Origin of the sequence: Rhodovulum sp. ES.010 (assembly GCF_900142935.1) — a bacterium.
In the GTDB taxonomy this organism is placed as follows: Bacteria; Pseudomonadota; Alphaproteobacteria; order Rhodobacterales; family Rhodobacteraceae; genus Rhodovulum.
In genome coordinates this window covers 1813728-1833448 of the sequence record NZ_FSRS01000001.1, presented here as the reverse complement: position 1 = coordinate 1833448, position 19721 = coordinate 1813728, and the positions used below count along the sequence as shown (strand labels likewise).

Genomic DNA, 19721 nt, shown 5'->3' with positions numbered 1-19721 from the left:
CTGGCGGCGGCATCGCCCTGCTGGAAAGGACATCCCATGGCCCGAATTCCCTTCGTCGACGCCCGCCCGGGCAGAGAGATCCCGACCGCCCGCGAGGTGCGTGGCCGCCTGCGCCGCTTCCTGCTGGGCTACCGGGCCAGGGCCCGAGGTTGGGTCGATGACCCGAAAGAGCAGGACACATTCCTTGCCTCTCAATTGCCAGCCAAGGACGAGGCACGCATCGACCGCCGGGCCGCGCGCTATGTCGAAAGGCTGACCGCCGCGACCAGGCTGGGTCACCTTCGGCAGGAGGATCGCGAGCGCCTCGCCCCGCTGCGCGACGGGGTCACGCTGGTGGAGATCGGCAGCGAGGCGCGCGCCGACGAGCTGGCCGCCACCCTGCAGGCGGAAATGCCCTGGATGGCGCCCGCGACCGAGGCCGCCTGGCACGCGATGCGCCGTTCCGTGCGCCAGGGCGCGGCCGGCTTTCGCATGCCGCCCCTTCTGCTGGTGGGCCCACCCGGCATCGGCAAGAGCCATTGGGCCCGGCGCCTGGCCCAGGTCGTGGGGCTGCCCGCCACGACGATCGACGCGACCGGCGAACCGGCCAGCTTTGCCTTGACCGGGATGCAGCGCGGCTGGTCCTCGGCCATGCCCGGCAGGCCCCTGACCACGATCCTCGCACAGCTTGTCGGCAACCCGGTGATCGTGCTGGACGAAGTCGAGAAGGCCGGGGCCGTGATCTCGGACAAGGGCCGGTCCTACGACATGGGCAACGCGCTGCTGCCCTTGCTGGAGCCGCTGACCGCACGGGCCTGGGACTGCCCGTATTTCCAGCTGCGGTTCGACATGTCCTGGATCACGTGGGTAATGACGGCGAACAGCCTGTCCGGCCTGCCCGCACCCCTGCTCAGCCGGTGCCCGCCCTTGACCCTGCCGGGCATGGGGATCGCGGACCTGCAGGCCTTCGCTCGGCGCGAGGGCGCTCGGCGCGGGCTGACGGCGCCCGCGATCGATGCCATCGCCGAAACCCTGGATCGGGTTCCCCGTTCTGGCCTCGAGCCCAACCTGCGGATGGTCACGCGCATGCTGGACAGGGCGGAGCTGTTGGAAAACCGGCCAGTCTATCATTGACCGGAACCGGCTTCTCCATGTGAATAGGGGGCAACGGGATGGGCGCCGTCCGAGCCCCGGCGTGATGGATCATCTACAGGGCCCAACGGAGGCCGGGAGGCGGTCCAGATCGGGAATACACGTGGGCCTGTCGTCGTCCATAGCATGGGCGCAAGATTGACGATGTGGAATTCTTCGGACCGAAGGGCGGCGAGCAGTCGTTCGCCGCGGTCTGGACAAACGGCAGCGATGCGCAGTAAACGGACTTTGCAAGGCCGATTGCTGCATCATGCGCATGCCTCGACGTTCTTGCTCTTGCGGCAACGCAGCGTGTCTACAAAAGACTTCCGCAGCAATTGAGCGTCTGCGTGGCTAAGAAGGGCAAGTTGCGCTCAAAGGATAATATTTTCAGGCTCGCGCCTGCGGGCCGGCATATCTCCGGAGTACGAGAGCTTGGTTTCGCGGGAGATCCTCGCCAGCCGAATACGTTCCCGCTCGAAAAACCACTGATCGGTGGGATTGCTGATCGTTTCTCCCATCACGGAAATACGATAGATCAAGGCATAGGCGCTGCGCGCACCGAAGACGCCTGGTTTCCGGCGAATCCGGTTCGTTTTGGTCGGGCGCCGCTCACCGGCGCTTGTGAGTCCGTTCATTTGCACCTTGGACCCAATCGCGCCGCCTATCGGTAAAGACTTCAGCGGAAATCTAGGGGCACACCTCCATTTCCGCTTGCGGTGCAGGACAGGAGGACATTGCATCGGACGAGTCGTAGCCGAAGAGCAGCCAGACGTTGCAGAGCCGGGCAACAGTGGGATCGAAGGCCAGAACGCCGAGCGCGGCGCCGTCCCGTCCCGCAATCTCGACCGGGTCGATCTCCAGCACTCCGTGAAAGAAGCCGGGCCAGGCGGCGTCGGACACGCAATCGACCGTGAACACGCCTTCGCGGCAGGTGTCCGGGGCGATGCTCTCGACCCGCTCTCCGGCAAAGAAGATCACGTCGTGATGGCGGCTGGGATCGGCATCGGGCGCTTCGAACAGCACCTCGATCCGGGTGACGCGCGGACGGCGGTTGCCGGTGAGGAACGGGAACATCCCGCGGTCGAGATGGAGCCCGAGGTAGTCGGACTGCGCCTCTGCCGACGCCCCGTGGCGTGCCGGTGCAGCCATCCGCCGCCACTGGCCCGGCATCTCGCGCCGGGCATCGACGAAGCGCGTCCCCGCACCCGGCAGGTGGCGGCGGGCGCATTCCCACGCGGCGCGGCGCAGGATCTCGCCGCCCTCATGGGCCGTGTAGCGCAGGTGCAGCACGAAATCGGAAAGGGTGTCGATGTCGAAGCGGTTGGTCTCGTGCGGGAGCTCGATGCAAAGCCGACAGACCGCGCCCTGGTATTCAAAGGGCAGGTAGCGCGGATCGCCGAAGTCGAGCTGGAACAGGCCGGAATCCTCTTGTCCCGTCGAGGTGGCGATGGCCTCGGCCGCGCCGTGCAGATGAACGACGCGGGGGTCGTCGGGCAAGGGGGCGTAGCCGGAGTTGCAGCCCGTGTCGTCGCAACACCGGTGGTCGGGGGCCAGAACCTCGGGGCTGACCCGGATCGACGACGAATTCAGAGTCACCTTGCAATGGACGCCCGTGTAGGGCCCCACTACGCAGGGCAGGCTGACCGACAGCGTACGTATGCGCCGGAGGTAGTGGCCCGGATTGTCGCAGTCAAACAGCCACTCGGGAAGGTCAACGATACAGCGCCCCGTCGAGATCAATTGCAGGAAGGCCGTGGGGAACAGCTGGCGCAGCGAGATGTGCTTGGTGAGTTCGTAGGGCCGGCGGTCGCGGTCCTCGTAGACCTTCTGCATCCGCGCCAATTCAAGGCTGAGCCTGTCGCCGTCCAGAAGCCGTTCGTGCAGGCTGTCGGGCGGATCGAGCGAGATGAAGCGTTCGGCGGACAGCTCGCGCTCGAAGTTGAAGGCGCGTTCCGCGTCCCAGGCGCATTGCAGGGCCAGGTCGTGACAGCGGGCATGGAGCGCCGCGGTTTCCTTGACCAGCCAGAGATAAAGTTCGTGGCTGGTGAACTTGTCGCGCAGGAAATCGTGCTGCTCGGCATTGTTCTCCATCGTCTGGCGATGGCTGTTCAGCTCGTTCAGCGCGGCGTCGCGCCTTCGCTCCGCGGCCAGGATTTCGCGTTCGTTGCGCGCGATCTCGATCTTGTAGAGATCGACGTTGTGCTGCCACTCGTCCTCGCGCCGTTCCCAGCCGTCCTTGGTGAGCCCCAGCGAGGCGACCGTACCGACGATGTCGGCCGCGACGTTCACCACCGTCGCGGCCGACGAGAAGATCGTCGCCAGCTTCATTCCTGGCTGCAGGGTGACGAAATTCGACGTGCCTACATTCGGATCGGGGATCAGGTTCATCGCCTGTCCGATCGCCTCGACCACGTTGCCCGCGGCCCGCAGACCGGTCGCGGTGCCGGTCAGCGGCTCATATTGCGACTCTCCCGAGAGTAGGCCCGCGTCGATCAGGTTCTGGTAGTAGGTCAGGTTGGTGATCGCTGCTTTCTTGGCCTCGACCCGCGCCTGCACGTCCCAATCGCTGGCACGCACCTGGTCCTGGCGGATTTCGAGGATCAGGTCGCCGACCTGGCGTTGATGCTTGGCGTTGAGTTGGGCGAGGTACTCGGAATCGCCTTGCTGGTAGGCCGACAAAAGCTGGCGGCCCAAGGCACTGCATTCGGTCGCGGCGCGCCGGGCGCGCTCGATCAGCACGGCAAAGCGGTGCGGGCTGCGTTGACGGCACCAATACGCGGCATCCAGGCAGGGATCGCCCGACAGGCGCCAGCACTGGCGCACGATGTCCTCGCCGAAGTACGGCCGCTCGCCACAGGGCTTGTGGCGCCGTGCGTCGAGGCAGGCATGGATCTTCGCCTCGACATCTTCGGCATGGGTGTAAAGGCACATCAGTCGCGGATTGAGCGGCGCACAGGCCAGCTGCACGTCGCGGACCGGCACCGGCGCCTCGTCGCCCGGTTTCGCGACAACGGTCTTGGGAAGCGGGCCCAGGATGCGCCGGGCGGTATCGGTCAACATGCGGGCGCGCTGGAAGGCCTCGGGCGTGGTCTTGCGCAGCAACGCCTGCGCCCAGGAGAGCAGGATCTCGGCGTATAGCATAGTTACGTGGCGCCGCTTGGCACGGGTGTCGGAGACCGGCGCACTGGGGCAGCAGCATTCGCCCGGCCGCGGTTGCAACGTGGGCGGCAGCGCCGCGGGCACCGGCACGGGGCTCGTCGGAGTGTTGTCCGGCGGGATGGTGCTGTCCGGCGGGACAGGGTCGGGCTGGCGGATCCGGTCGCACTCGGCCCAGATGTTGTCGCCCTGCAGCGGCGGGAACTCCAGCTCCAGCCATTTAAGGGCCTCTTCATACCGGCAATGCGCGGCGAGGTGCCCGGCGACGGCGATCGCCGTGCCGAAGCCATCGAGCGGCAGGATCGGTGCGCTGGGTTCGGCGAAGGCGAACCACGGGAAGGCGGGCAGCCCGCCCGGCAGGTCCGGCGCTTCGGCCTCTTGCAGTTCGGGCAGCGGCGTAGCAGTGTCGGGCGCGATGTCATAACGGAATCCCGGCAGCGGTGTGGCTGGATAGCCGATCCGTGTCTCGCCACCGGCGACGTCGAAGAAAAGCGAGTCCGCAATCCGCCCGCGGAAGGTGATGTCGGGCTGGTCGGGGGTCAGCGTCTCTGCAAGGAGCACGCCTTCGCTCGATCGCCGCGGAGCCTGGAACTCGCCGTTATGCACGCGGCACCAGTTCAGCCGCACGATCCGGCGCGGAGCCCAGGCAAGCGCCGTGGGCAGCGCCTCGGGATCGTGCCAGACCGTACCGGGCACGGGGGCGCCGGTCCCGTCCTGGGGGGTCGCGTCCTCGACCAGGTTGCCCTCCTCGTCGAAAAGGCTGGCGGAGACCCAGTCGGCCTGCTGCTCGATGGGAAAATACTCTTCCGAGATGTCGAGCCAGAAATAATATTCGTCTATCACCGGAGGGTGGTCGCGGCCGCAGTCGCGGCAGCACCAACTCAGGCCGGGGGCGCCACATTTCGGGTCGTAGTCCGAGGAGGCCGGCGCCAGGGACGCCGCGGCGACGCGAAGAAAGCGCCTGCCCGTGCGGACCGCCGCCTCGAACCAGAGCGGGCGGGTTGCGTCCTGCCCCGCATGCTGCGGGATGGGCAAACCGGCCGCATCGAACACCGGCGTCTGCCCCCGCTCGTCCCCGGGCAGGGGCGCGAGCCAGCTTGGCCGCGCGTGGCGGTCGGGCGTGCCCATCACGCCCAGTCCCTGGCGCGGCGGGTCCAGCCGGGTCATGGTCGCCGGTTCGCGGTTCTGCAACAGAGTCAGGGACCGGTGCGGCGGCAGCTCGGCCGCCGGGAAATGCACGCCACCGCCCGGCACGGGCATGGTCAGATCGCCGCGCCGCATCTCGCTTTGCAGGAAACGGAACGCCTCGGACCCCTGGGCGACGGCCTCCTCGCTCCATCCGATCCACGACTCGCGGTAGATGTCCCGGCGCTTGCAGGCCTGCCAGATGCGGAAATCGGCGAAGCGGCGATCCCAGGCCAGGGCGAAGTCCGGCCCCGGTGCAAAACCCGCCTCAAGCCCCAGACGGGCCCGGTCGACGAAAAGCTGGATCGCGCTGATCGCCTCTTCGACGCGGGTCGCGGTCTGGCACCGCCCGGCCTCGACATCCTGTAACAGGAGATCGGCAAGGTCGTCCGGCGCTGTGGCGAACCCGCCCCAGGGTAGCGCAATGCGGTTCATCGCGGTGAGATAGGCGAGCAGCGCGTCGCGTCCGCGGCGCCTCAGCCCGTCGTTCAGCGCGCGTATCTCGGCATAACGGCGCGGGGCACCGTTCTCGATAGTTCCATCGCGGTAGAAACGGGTGAGATTCTCTAGACCCACCATCTCGGGAGGATCAGAGGCCCAGAGATGCGGTTCGGCCGGGTCGATGTCGGCTTCGAGGAAGGCGGCGCGAAGCGCATCGAGCCACAGGTCGGCATGCCAGACCCGGATCGTCCAGCGCTCGTCCACCAGGTCCGCACTCGTCACGTCGAAGGGTAACGGCGTCAGCGCCGGATCGAAATACCGCAGGACCAGCGGCGCGTGGCGCATGTCGACATCGATATGGCGCAAGAGCTGGGCGGGCGGATCGACATGCAGCTCTGCGGCCTCGTGGAAGGTCAGCCAGGCCTTCGGTTCGGGGCTTTTCGCGGTCTGCTCGCGCATCACCGTGTAGTCGAACAGCCGCTCCCACCAATCGAAAAGCGCCGACACGCGCTGCGCCGACGGTCCGGCGCGGGAATCGTCGGCGGGCAGGGGCGGATGGTAATTGTCGAGCACCGGCAGGAGGTTGAAGTCGAAATCCGCACGGTGGGCCTGGAAGCCGCCACCGGGATCGTAATAGGACTGGCCGGAAAACGCCTGCGGCTGGGACAGCATGTAGCCAAGCTCGGACTGGCCGCTATCCGACCTCGGCAATGCGCCGAGGTCGAGACGGTCGGCGAACAGCATGGCCTTGAAGAGCCGCTGCATCGTGCGGCGCATCGAGCGCACGCTGATCACGTGCCGGGTGCCCAGCACGCCGAACGCGCCCGGCGGCGTAGTGGCGGTGTCGAGATCGCGGTCAAGCCGCTCTCCGGTGCCGATGAAGAGCTTGTCGTGGGGGATCGTGCTCCAGCCTTCGCCGGCATCCGGCCCCTCGTACTTGATCTCAAAGCCCGTGGTCTGTGCGCAAACGTCTTCGGGCCCGTCGAGAACCAGCGGCAGCCGCTCGAATTCGATCGTGATGTCATAGAAGCCGCGTTCCAAGTGGACCGGCTTGGTGCAGTCGGCCGGGGCCTCTTCGCCGAAATCGTTTGCCAAAAGGACCCAGCTTTTCTGACCTTGCTGAAGCCGCACCCGCCAGCGGTGGAACCGGCGCAACGCCTCGAAATCGGGGCGCGTTCCATCCGGTGTCGGCGCACCGGCGCTGAACCCGTAGCGGCCGGCTTCCTCGATCAGGAGAAGGCCCCGCCACAGTAGCGTGAACGGTTCGGCGCCGCCTACGGGGGTTCCGCGCACCGTGCCCATGGCAAAGCCGTTGCGGATCGCCACGTAGTCGAGCTGTTCGGCCGTGAGGGTCGTGTCCATCGCCGGGATCAGCGTCGGCAGCGGGGCGTTGGCGGCGTTCTCGGCCTTGCCGAACGCGTCGATGCCGCCGCGGGTCTCGCGCCAGCGGACCAGCCCCGAGGCGCCGCGATATTCCGCGATCAGGCCGGTGCCGACCACGCCGTGCAAGGCATGGAACGCACCGCCATTCGGCCGCGGCCCCCACGCGACGGGCGGCACCGCGCCGCTGTCATCCTCCCAAGGCGCGGTCGCGTTATTTTCGTCCGCCCAGAGATGCCGCATCAGCAGCAGCGCAGTTTCGGGACCGTCCGGTTTCGTGTCGCCGGTCACGCGGTCCAGATGCTCGGCCACGTGCCCAGCGATGGCATGGCTTCGCGCGTCGAAGCGGGCGAAATTGCGCTGGAACCACGTCCAGCGGCGGTCAGGGTCGGTTTCCTCGATCAGCGCGCGTTCGGCCTCGCGCTGGTTCTCGAACAGGAAGGCAAAGACCGCCAGCAATTCCCGTGGCGCCATGTAGAGCCGGTTGACCGCATCGCGTTCCTGGAACGTCAGCTGCCGGATGCGGGCAAGCTTGGCGATGACGTCGGCATCGACGAGGGGCACCGAGATCTCGAGCTCTTGGGTGCTCGAGATGTACCGGAACGGACCCTGGGGCGTATTCCACATCGCGGCCGAGGTCGCGCCGGCCGGAAGAGCCTGGCGGTAGACGCGGTCGGCAGAGGCGACGGTTTCGCCTTCGCCCTCGAGGATCTCGGGGAAGAAATGCGTCCCCAGCTCGGCCCAGCGCGGATCACCCTCGGGCAGACCGTAGGTCTCGACCAGAGTGGCGCCGATGCGCGCCCAGCTCCACGCACTCGCTTCCTCGGTGTCGACCTCGACGGCACGCAGCTTGTGGCGGAGCGCCAGCAGCCCGTTCTCGACCTCGTTGTCGGGCACCTCGAAGGACAGATCGCCGCTTTCGTTGTCCGTCTGGGCCGGATAGGGGTCGCCGCCCTGAAGCTGCGGATCGGTGGTGAACAGGAACAGAAGCTCGCCCACCTGGAATCGCGACGCGTAGATCTTGGCCAGAAGCTCGGCCATCCGAAGCGTGTGCGTGGGATGGGCGTTCCATTCCCGGCCGGGCGTGTCGGGATCGAAGCCCGCGAGGCGCGACAGCGGGTCCATGTTACGGCGCAGGATCTTGAGGAATTCCGGAGGCCGGCACGGGCAGTGGTAGTGGCTGATCGCGTATTGCTGGATTTGCGCCAGCAGGTGGTCGAGCGCCCAGTCGGCCTTGGCCGCCCCCGGCACCCAGAAGGCCAACAGATGGGTGCGCGAGGCGCCGCTGGCCGTGGCGGCGGGCGGATCGGCGGGATCGGTGAGGAGCAGCCCGAAATCGTCGCACAGCATCTGGAAGGCTGCGAACTGGCGCATGAAATCGGCATTCGCGGTGTTGCCGTTGAAGAGTGTCAGCACGTTGGCGATGTCCGCCAGCTCGGCAAAGCTGTAGGCGGTGGTTTCCATCTCCTGCATCCGGCGCCAGAGGCGGATAAACACCGACAGGCGCTTGAGCGGGCCGAAAAAGTCGGGATCGTCTGGGAACAGTAGCCGATGCTCTTCCAGGCAGCAGGGCTCGCAAAGGGGAAGGTCTTCGCGCTGGCTCTCGCCGTGGAAAACGGTGATCGAGACGAAGCCGGAAGCGACCAGGTCGCGGAACTGGCAGTAGTCGAGGCAGGTCCGTTCGAGGAATACCGAGAGGATGCGGACGACCTCCATCCAGGCATCGGGATCCAGGCCCTGCGGGGTCGGAAACCCGTAATGCGCGGGCAGCGTCGCCGGACCCAGCGCCCCCGGGCTGTAGAGCACATCGTATTCCTGGGCCGCTATGCAGAGATATTCCAGCGCGAGGGGCAGGCGCACGGGATAGCGCCACTGGTGGCTTCTGAACTCGGACGGCGGGGAGCCGGGATCCAGCACGAAGTCGTGGATTTCGCGGGTGAAGGCGCGCATCGTGGCGTAGCGGCTGGTTCCCATCGCCGAGAGATAACTGCGCGTCACGTCGATCGGTTGATTGTAGGGCAGCGGACAGGCCGAGAAATCCGAGGCCAGCACATCCCAGGCGGATTGCTCGGCCGTCGGTATGGCCGGGGTCGAGTGTTCGGGCAACGCCCCGAAAAGCGTCTCGGCATCGTGCGTCGTCGCACCCGCGGGCGGGGCCGGGTTCGTATGCGGGACGTGGCCGCCCAGGGTGTCGCGGTGGGTGTCGTGGATCGCGCCGGGCACGCCGCCGGTCGCCACCATACGTTCCAGCGACTCGTTGACGATGTCGATCAGAGGAAGCGCGACACAGGCATTCGGATGACTGGCCGACAGATCGCCGATCGGCCCCCTCCGGCCGGCCAGCGCGGCACCCAGCGTCGTCGCGTCAGCCTCGGCCAGCGGCGCCTGGCAGGTGGCGGTCTCGGCGACCTGCAGCAACTCCTTGAGATAGGCGACCGGGCCGAGCGGTGACAGGTGCTTGGGCGGGATGCAGTTGGCAAGCGCCCCCCACGGGTTGACCGGCGCGAACGGGCCGACCGGCTCGGCCGGTGTCGCCCCTGCGGCCGCGGCATTGGCGAAGATCGTGGCGGCGTGGTCATGGGCGACGGTGCCGACCAGCGCCTCGGTGAAGGTGGCAAGGTCCAGCCCGTCCAGGTCGTCCGGACGGATGAAGCCCCGCGCCCAAAGCGCCTCGGCCACCGAGAACCGGAGCGCGTCGGGCACGATCCCTGCCGCGAGGCCGAGCGCCGCCTGAAGGCAGCCGATCCACGCCTCGAAACGCGCGCGGCCCTCGGGATCGCCGGGGAAGACCGCATCGAGCGCCGCCGCGTTCGCCGCCGGATCGAAGGTGTCGAGATCGAGCCCGCCAATCTGCGCATCGAGTGCCGCGATCAGGTCGTCGACCGGCGGATCGAGCAGCGGAAGCGCGCCGGGCGCAACCGGATCGGGGGCGCTCAGGGCGATGGCGGCATTGAAGAACTTGCGCATGTGGCGCAGGAAGGTGTCGGCCTGCTCGTCCACCGATCCGGGATGGGTGAACGGCGGCAGCAGCGCGGGATTGGCCTGGAACAGCCCGCGCCAGACGTCGTCGGGCAGCGCGGCCAGCTCGTCCACGGTGGTCACCGTGGGCGGTGAGGGAGAGACAAGCGCCGCCATCAGGGCGGCGTGGTTTCGGGTGACGGCGCGCAGCACGATCTCGAAGTGACCCGCCCGTTCGGCCGCGGTCATGCCGGGCCAGAACCCAGCGATGTCCTCGCCCTCGAAAGCCAGCCAGCCATCGACGAGGTCGCGCGCACCGGATCCCGGCGCGATCGGACACTCGGGCAGTCCCGTTTCGCGGGCGCGGCCGAGCGCGGCCAGCCGCCGCGCGGCCTGGGCCACGTTGACATTCGGATCGAGCGCGATGATGTCGTTGTGCAGCGCCTCTTCGAGGGTCGAGACGCTGCTGGCCTCCGCGGCCATCCGCACCAAGTCAAACCGCTGTTCGGGGGTGACCTGAAGCGGCAGCACGGCGGTCAGGGCGTAGACATAGGCGGCCGGCACCTCGAAGGGCGTCACCGTGGCAATCCCGGTCAGCTTGACCCGCGCGGCGGCCTCGGGCGTGGCGGTATCGACCGGCACCTCGATCGCGGCGGTATCGCTGAACTCGGGTTCCTCGGTCTGGCGCGCGATCCGCAGGGCTGCCGACAGCGCGAAGACGAAATTCGCCAGCCGGTCTGCCGTGGCGTCGTTGCTGACCTGGTAGGATTTCAGGTCGCCCTCGAAGGTCGCGCGCGCGCGGTCCATCTGGGACCCTGTGTCGTGGGGCCCGGTGTAGATGTGGTCGAGAGAAGCGTCAGGCACGGGCAGGGGCCGGGCAGACCGTTGCCATACGATTTCGGTCGCGACGTGACGCGCCTGGATCGGCGTCAGGTCGGCGATTTCGTCGGTATTGCCCGGATCGTCGTTCAGAACGCCCTCCACCGCGCTAAGCAACAAATCGAAATGCGGCGCGGTCCCGTATTCTGGCACGTTGAGCGAACCACCGGTCTCAAGCCCCGGCGCGGGCAAATAGAGATAGAGGCTGACGAAGGGCTGGCCGTCCAATTCGAGGTCGGGATAGTTCACCGGATCGCCCGGCAGGCTGCCGTTGCGCATCGCCACGTTGAAATAGCGCCGCTTATGCTCGATCGCCGCGCCGCCGCGTTCCAGCGTGATGCGCAGGTCCACCGTCTCGTGCTCGGCCGCGGGCGTGCCGTCCGGCACCTCGATCAGCGCGGTCGCGACCGAGAACATCACGTCGTCGGCCAGCGGGTTGGTCGGGTGAGCCCCGAAATGCTGCACGATGCGCGTGTCGGCATCGTGCTGCGGCGCACCCGTCGGCGAGACGTCGATCGGCACCGTTGGCGCGATATAGGCCGCTGAACCGATCTCCGCCCCCGGCCCCTCGGCGCCCGGGTCGTCGAAGGAGGCGTCGAACACCGTGACTGTCAGCCCGTCGAGATAATCCGCGAAGGCCGCAGCCGTGACCGGGTGTTCCGGGAGGAGTCGGATGGCGATGAGACGGGGCATATCGGAGTCCTCTGAAAGATTTCCCTGCTGGCACTAGAACTTCGGACCGGGACGCAGCTCGAATTTGTAGGTCTTCTTGTTTATCGCCTCTCCGGGGAAGTAGATGTACTCGTCGTCCTCCCTCATGATCGGAGAGGCGGATTCGGTCTGCTTAGCCAATTCTCGCCCTGCCGCATCACCGGCAAAACCGCCGCCACCTGCGAGACCGAGGCCGAGAATGACGCATCCAATGCCAGCCGTTTCGGCACAAAAGACAGCCGCGAGAGCCGCGCCGCCGGCCGCACCGAGGAAACCGCCCCCGAAACCGAAAGCTTCTTCTTTCGCGACCTGCTCTCTTTTTTCCGGCGGGGAGGATGCGACCTTCGAAGCACCGACGGTTATTTCGAGAGCATCTCCGGCCGGGCCGGCCCAGGCGGCCACGGGTTTCAGCCAAGACCATAAACCCGCCCCAATCAGCCCGCCAAGGAGTCCCCTGTTCGGCGTGTCGATCCTCGAGAGCACACTGGTTGCCTTGATCGCGTTTCCGGCGGCATCAAGGGCCTTTGAAACGTCGCCGACAAGATCGCCGCCCTTCGCCAGTTTGACATAGGGAATATCGGTGAGAGCCTCGAACGCCTTTTTCTTCTTCAGTCTGGCTCTTCCGGTCTTGTAGTCGACGGCTGCATCTAGAACATCAGCTGCTTTTACGGTTTCTCCGGCATCGAGCCGAGCCGCGATGATTTCTCGACTCAATCCCTCCTTTAGGATTCCGATATCTGCGGTTCGATAGTCCTTTAATGCGGCGCCTGGCGGGGTCTCAATGGCAGACAGATTCCCGTGGGTATCGAAATGTATTTCTGAGAGCACGCGGGTCGTATCGGCGCCGACATCGTTGTTCCAGCCGAACTGGGTCGCAGCTTCTAGCACTGTATGGTAGCGTGTCCCTCGGGTGGCCGCAGTCGTTCCCTGCCACTCGGGATCGAGAGCCGAGAGGTGCTTGTATTCGTCCTCCGGGACCGAGTCGACGAATCCCTGAAGCCATTTGGCAATCGTGGCGACTCCCTCGTCCGCCGCGCCGGTCCTGTCGCGCGCAGACTCCGGTCTGGAATGCACGTATTCGTAAAGGTTGAACCCATCCCTTACGCCTAAGGGATCCGCGCTGGTCCATCGCCCGAGCCAGGGGGCGTAGTAGCGCAACCCGTGGCGCTGGAAACCCGTCTCTCCGTCGAGCTCCTGGCCCGTATAGGCGTGGCGGGGGGCCTCGATGTCGTTCGCCACGGCAAGGTAGGTGCGGCTGCCATAGGGGGAGAACTCCTGCATCGACAGGATGCGCGCCGCACCGTCGAGTTCGAGCGCGACCGAGCCCTGGTGGGTGCCGATCTGCACGCGAACCAAGCGCCGCGGCGTCTTCGGTTCCTCGCCCAATAGCCGCGTCTCGACCACCGCGAAGCGTTCGGCGCCGTCGGTGAGAATCAGGGTCTCTCGCGTCAGCGGCCCGGCCCCGCGGCGGCGGAAAATCTCGACCCCGCCGGACAGGTAGAGGCGTTCGTGGCGAATGCGGCCCTTTGCATCGGTGGTGACCTTCCGGACCCGTTCGCCACCGCCGTCGTAGACATACCAGGTGCGCTCGCCGGCGGCGCCCTCGGTCCGGCGGGTCATCTTCAGCCGGTCGACATGGTCCCATGCCATCTCGGCCAGGTGCGGCATGCCCAGCATGCTGCCATGGGCATCGTAGCCGGCGACCGGCTCGGCGGTCTCGCCCAGATAGGTGGCGCTGAGCCGGTTCGAAGGCAGCGTGGGGCTCAGCGCACCGGGTTCGTCATAGGTGTAGCGGCGTGCCCAACTGGCGCCGGGATGCGCCGCCACGCGCTGGCGCATCTCGACCAGGTTGCCGGCATCGTCATAGGTATAGGTCTCGCGATAACGTGCTAGCGCCGCGCCGTCGTTTGGATGGGCTAGCAGCGCGGCGGTTGGGCTGCCGGGACCATACACGGCAGGACCGCCCCATTGGCCCAGGTGGATCCTCCCGGTTGCGGCGGTCAACTGGCCGAGGGCATCGTGCTCGAAGGTCTGGTCGGGTGCGACCACCTGATTGCGGAAAAACAGCGGCTGGGCCGATGCGTCACGGATATGGGTCACATGGGCCACGGCGTCGTAAGTGTAGCCGAGGTCCTGCAGCCGGTCCCCGCCGCGGGTCGTCTCGATACGGACCAAACGGAACGTCTCGGGGTCATAGGCGAATCGCGTCTCGATGCCGTTGGCAAAGCGTGTCGCGATCCGGCGGCCACGCGCATCGTATTTGATGGCGTGGATGCCCGCCTCGGACGAGACATCGCTTTCGGGATCGAGCAGCCCTTCTGGCGGCGCGTTGCGGTCGTGCCAGACGTCGATCGCCGTCACGTTGCCAAGATGGTCGTAGCGCGGCTGGACGACGTGGTGCCGCCGCGTGCCGGAAAGGTGCGGGGGCATCGTCTGGATGGGTCGATCGAGGGCGTCGTAGCGGCAGCGGGTCACGTAACAGTCGCTCTCGAGCTCAACGTCGCCCGACCAGTCCACGCGGATGTCGAAGGCGGTGGCGATCCGGCGCGACGTGACCTCCAGATTGCCCTTGAAGTCGAAACGCTCGGCCAGCACGAGACCGGACTGGTCGCGGGTCTCGACGACGCGGCCGCGTATGTTCCGCGCCTCTGCGTCATCCGCCGCCTCGCCATAGACCAATGCCGAGATCAGTTCCTCGGGCTCGCCCTTCTCGGACAGGTAAAGCCCCGTCGGACGGCGCAGGACATCATAGGCGGTGCGCCTGCAATAATCGCGGCCGTCCCAGTAGAGTGCCGGGTTGCCGGCGGCATCGATGAGCGTGAGCCGCGTGCCGGCCTCGTTCGACCGTTGCCGGAGACGCTGGCCGGTCATGTCGTAGTCGTAGGACATCGCACGCCGAGCCAGCGCATCGACGACCTCCAGCGGGTTGCCCTGGATGTCAATGCGTGCCGAGGCGCTCACGATACGTTCGTCGATCCCATCCGGCGTGCGGGTACGGTTAAGCGTCAATGTGGCGACGGTCCGGCCCAGGCTGTCGGTATAAGCGACTGCAGGCGTCGCCGCGGCGATTTCACTCTGGCGCGCGGCGGTCGCGGCATCGGGCCCGTGTCCACCCGCGATCCGGGACTTGTGCCAGGTGGGCAGCAGGTCCTCTTCCGGCAGGCGCGCCAGGGTGGCGCCCACGTCCAGATCGGTGCGCGGGTCTTCGATAAGCACCGTATCTCCCGCATCCCAGCTTGCCGTGCGCCACGGGCCTTGGACGATCTTGGACCACGTGTGATCGGGCATCATGGTGGCGACCATGCGCCCCGGCGGATCGTAGAACACAATCGGGCTGACGCCGCGGCGAGTGTCGAATTCGAAAGCGTGGGTATCGGTGAAGAACGGCTCGTAGCGCCGGACTGGGCGGCCCTTGTTGTCCTGCACCGTCCAGCCGCTGCATATCCAACGGGGCGAGGAGTCTGGAGCCTCGGGAAGAGTGAACAGCCCCTTCGTCTGAATCGGTGTTCCGGCGCCGTCGAAATAGGCAATGCTAGTGGCGATCCGCCCGGCGTCTGCACCGTGATTCTCGCGTGCGAGGGACAACGCAGCAGCGGGTCGACTGCGGTCGCCGGGCAGCGGTCTTGGATCGAATATACTACGTGTGGTCGCCGACCCCAGCACCTCGCGCGCGAATGGACCGGAGGGATCGGCGAACAGCCGGTCGAGGTCGGTATCGGTCAGGTCGGTCCGCAGCCCGAGGTCCAGCCGGTCGCCCTCGGGCTGTAGACGCCCGGTCTTCCCGGAGCGCGCCACCGCGGTCGCAAGTCCGAACGCGTCGAAGGCGATTTCGGTGAGGTTGCGGTTCTCGTCGGTGATCCGTGCCGGTTGCAGCACGCGGTAATCCTGTCCCGGCGCAAGCAGCGGCGCGTCGGGATCGGGCGCGCGTTCGCCAACGGTGACGCGGTTTCCCAGCGCATCCTCGGCCTCGGCGACGAGCAGGTCGTAGCGGTCGTAACGGATCGCGCTTTCGCTCGGCCTGGAGGGATGGTGGAACGGATCGCGAAGCCGGTGCGGCAGGTAGAAATGCGCGCGTGCATGGGCGCGCTCCTCCGCCGGGGTCGCTTCGTTGGCGGGCGACAGGAATAGCCGCCCCGAAGGCCGCCACCAGCCGCCCTCGGGATCGCCCGTATGCCGATCGGCCCGGACCAAGGCGGTCACCCGCGCCAGCGTCTCGGGGTCGAGCCTGTCGCCGTAAAGCCGCGCGACATTCGCCTCGGTCATCACGAGGGTCAGCGCCTCGTGCATCAACCCCAGCGCGCCCTGCTCGCCGGCCGGCAGCGCCCGGTCCAGGTCGTCGCGCCGGAAGAGCGTGCGCGAGCGCGACAAGAGCCGGCGCACGCGACCTGTGCCGGGTTCCGCATCATGATCGATATCGGCGTCGCGCAGCACCTCGACGCGGGCGGCACCCCCGGGTGCGACGGAGACGAAATCCTCGGCGCGAAACAGGTCCATCGGCCCCGAGGGGGCATAGCCGGTCAGTTCCCACGCGGTGACCTGCCAGGTGGCGGGTGTGCGGCGGGCGTCGGGGCCGTCGATCTCGTTGGTGACCTCGGCCTCGGCCAAGGTGATCCGCGTCTCGCGCTGGGTGCGCCGCGCAGTGTCCGGTGCGGCAGGATCGTCGTATCGGCGCGGATAGCCGATCGCCAAGCGCTTCAGCGGGGTGCCGAACCGGTCGAATTCCAGGGTCAGCGCGTGAGAGACGCGCGGGTCCATCCGGACCTGGCCGGGCCAAGCGCCCGCATCGCCCGTTTCGGGGGCGACCTTTCCCTCCCGCACCACGATCTGCTGCCGGTCATAGGTGAAGGTCAGGCTTTCGACATCGAGCGGGAGGAAGACGCCGAACCGGTTGCCTCCGCGCCGTTGCAAGCAGCGCACCTCCTGCCGCCTTTCGGTCACTACGTAAGGCAGGGGCTCAGTATCGGTGCCGTCGAGCGCGAAGACCTCCTCGCGCAACAGTGCGCCGCGGAGGGCGCGCGCCGCCTCGCGCCGCTCGTCGTCGTCGAGGCCCTCGGGCAAGGTGCCGTCGGGCAGAAGCAGCGCCTGCACCTCGGTTTCGCGCAGGCCGGGTTCGCGGAAATACTCGCCCCGGTCCCGGCCGAGGCGCCCGGCGAAATAGGCCGAAAGCGGGCCAGCGTCGAGATGGGCGCCGGTGTGGAACCACCGCCGCGACAGGACCGGCGGCGTGTAGGAGGTTGCGTCCACATTCGCCGGGGGACCAAGCTCTCCGGCCGCGCTCAACGCCGCCAACTCGTCGGTATCGATCTGATCGACCTGGGCGAAGCCGCCGAATTCGCGTTCGTGCCCATCATAGTGGCCGTGGTGATAGGTGAATCGCGACACGAACCGAGTGCGGGCGACATGATCCACCGTTTCGGTGCGCTCGACCACATGCACCGGGAACGGCAGACGGGTCGCCCAGGGACGGCCTTTCGCGCGGTCCTCGAGGAAAAAACGCGTCGAGGGGGCATAGCTGACCCGCGTCTCAAGCCCCCGGTTGTTGCGCGAGGCTGTGAGCAGATGCGGCTTGCCGTCATGCATCAGATCGACATAGCGGATCGGACCCAGCGCTCCGCCCGGCAGCTTCGTAGACCAGACGAGGCACGCGGTCCCGGTTCCGAGGATATCGGCGACCGCCACCACCGCTGTGGCGTCGATTGGCGGCAAGCTCTCCAGGCGCGCTTCCCGGCTCCAGCCATTGCCGGAGGCGTTGAAGTAAAGCCGCACGCCATCCCGACCGAGATAGAGAATGTCTGTCGGGCCCGAGCCGTCGATGTCAGCCAACCGCACGCGGCGGGGATCGAAAAGGTCGGGCGTGTCGAACCAGGGGCTGCAGGCCATCACAACCCTAGCGCCGAACCGCCCGTAGCCGAGGTTCGGCCAGAACGCGACCATGCCGTTGCGGATCTGCACGAGATCGCTCAGCCCATCGCCCGTCATGTCGGCGAGGTGCACCGCGCCCTCGCCATCCGAGAAGACGATGCGCGGTCCCTCGGCCTGTTCCCAGGGCAGTGAGGTTCGCGCGGCTGTGCCGAATCCCGCCTCGCCCTCAGACGGATACCAGGTGAATACCTCGTCGCCCGTGATCAGGATGTCGGCCAGCCCGTCGCCGGTCAGATCGACGAAGCGCAGGTTCGGGTCGTCGAAGTCGATTTCCGGGCGCGATTCAAAATGCCGGAAGGTCGTCCAGCCCGCCTGTGCCGTGCGCTCGTAGTAACCGGGCGTCGGGCCGGCCATAACCGCGACGTCGAGCTGGCCATCGCCCGAGAGGTCGACAAACGTCTCGCGACCCGTCGCGATCGAAGGGCGGGTCAAAGGTCGGACCACGCCGAACCGGCCCGATCCGAGGTTCGGCTTGAAAAACCAGGCCCCGGACCGGCGTGCGAGGATACCCGGCAGACCGTCCCCGTCGAGGTCGAGCCACTGGTAGCGCTCGCCGTCCACACCCTGGGGCAAATTCTCCAATGCATCACCGGAGAGCGTCCGTGCCCTGTCGTCCAGCACCGGGCGACTGTAGTCGAACTCTACTTCTGGCGCCGATCGGGCGATGTAGATGTCCGAGTCCGGAGCGGTCCGCACATAGCCGACCTGCCGGGCGCGGCGCAGGAAACTGCCGTAGCGGCTGCTGCCTTGGTGGACACGTTCGGCGTCCGAGCCAGGCGCAGGTCCGGCAAAATCATCGAACTCGAACTCGGTCGCCGAAACGAGACAGGGGCCGACTCCTAGTTCCTCGAAGTGGTGGAACATCAAGACCCGTTCGCAGCGCCGGTGTAGTCGCAGTTCAAACCCCGCGCGGTAGGTCGAGAACGGATCCGGGCGCGGGGCCCAGGCACGTCGCGGTGCAACCGAGGCGCGGACCCGCAAATGCTGGGCGTCCGCGTCATGCACCGGATCGCGCGGCAAGGCCTCGACATGGTCCTCGCCGTAGTCGAGCACGGCACTGAAAAGCCAGTCGCGGCGCGCCTCCATAGGATTGATCAGCCGGGACACCCGGTTGCCCCAATGGATGCTCTTTAGATACCTCGCCGCGCCGCGCGTCCGCCCGACCTCGCCCGGAGCTGCGGTATCGATGCCGCGACCATCCTCGGCGACGTAGCGGTAGCGGATCAGGTTGCCTTTGTCGTCGTGACTTTCGGAGACCAGCCACTCGAACACCCGGCCGGGATCGGCCGGGTTGGCGACCCGTGCCTCGGGGTCGAGTCCGAAGAGGGTCGTGATGTTCGCGCGTGAAATCGTGCGCCAGTGGACGGCGTCGGTCGAAAGGTCGCGCCACTGCTCGATGCGCGCGAAGCCGCCTTCGATCCGCGGCATGAAGCGGCGTATCTCGTAGCCGTCGCGCCTATCGGCCGCCCGGTCCACGGGTACCAGGTCCTCGGCCCCCGCCATCTGGAAGACGTCCGTTGCGTCGTAGCGCGGCAATCCACGCGATGTCTTGCGCCGGATCCCGGCGACCGAAAGCGCCCAACCGTAACCAAGCGGGCCGTTTCCAGCGGACGACGCATAGCTCGCGGCCAGCCGCGGACCGAAGCCTCCACGCCCCGGCGACAGCCCGATCGGGATCGAGAGCGAACCGGCCCCCGTTGCGGGGTTTGCGCTGAACGCCTCCGCGGTCGCGCGGATCGCTCCTCCGCCTTTCGGTACCTCGATCTGTGGAAGCCGCAGCCCGGCGTCTCCTGCACCGTCGCCGGTACCCTGAGCGCTTTCCCCAGGCTGATAAGGCGCCTTTCCGAATTCCGCCGACGTGCCTTCCATTGCGGCCTCCCGGTGGACCAATGACAGGCGCAATCAAGGTGAATTGTTAAAGGATCAATCGTAACTTGGACTGCATCTAATTCTGAAATGCTAACATGGCAGGACAG

General features: G+C 67.1%; 4 protein-coding genes. 1 reads left to right on the top strand and 3 read right to left on the bottom strand.

The window, feature by feature from the left end; genetic code table 11:
- Positions 1 to 36: 36 nt before the first annotated feature.
- Entirely contained in the window at positions 37 to 1113 is a 1077-nt protein-coding gene (locus BUR28_RS09000) for an AAA family ATPase (RefSeq protein WP_074219809.1), read from the top strand.
- Positions 1114 to 1484: 371 nt separating this feature from the next.
- Here BUR28_RS09000 and BUR28_RS19390 read toward each other — a convergent pair whose 3' ends face one another.
- From BUR28_RS19390 to BUR28_RS08990, 3 genes are read right to left on the bottom strand one after another with little or no spacing between them, the layout of a single operon-like run.
- The gene (locus BUR28_RS19390; protein ID WP_139307538.1) at positions 1485 to 1748 is read right to left on the bottom strand and encodes a hypothetical protein; all 264 of its coding nucleotides are present in this window, start codon (positions 1746 to 1748) and stop codon (positions 1485 to 1487) included.
- A 52-nt stretch (positions 1749 to 1800) separates the two neighbouring features.
- Complete coding sequence (locus BUR28_RS08995; RefSeq protein ID WP_074219808.1) at positions 1801 to 11805, bottom strand: Tc toxin subunit A-related protein; 10005 nt, start codon at positions 11803 to 11805, stop codon at positions 1801 to 1803.
- 33 nt (positions 11806 to 11838) lie between these two features.
- Positions 11839 to 19614: a SpvB/TcaC N-terminal domain-containing protein gene (locus BUR28_RS08990; RefSeq protein ID WP_074219807.1), complete on the bottom strand. Its 7776-nt coding sequence runs from the start codon at positions 19612 to 19614 to the stop codon at positions 11839 to 11841.
- Positions 19615 to 19721 lie beyond the last annotated feature (107 nt).

Coding starts and splice junctions, on each gene's coding strand:
- BUR28_RS09000 (WP_074219809.1), top strand. CDS start 37: ATGGCCCGAATTCCCTTCGTCGACGCCCGCCCGGGCAGAGAGATCCCG.
- BUR28_RS19390 (WP_139307538.1), bottom strand. CDS start 1,748: ATGAACGGACTCACAAGCGCCGGTGAGCGGCGCCCGACCAAAACGAAC.
- BUR28_RS08995 (WP_074219808.1), bottom strand. CDS start 11,805: ATGCCCCGTCTCATCGCCATCCGACTCCTCCCGGAACACCCGGTCACG.
- BUR28_RS08990 (WP_074219807.1), bottom strand. CDS start 19,614: ATGGAAGGCACGTCGGCGGAATTCGGAAAGGCGCCTTATCAGCCTGGG.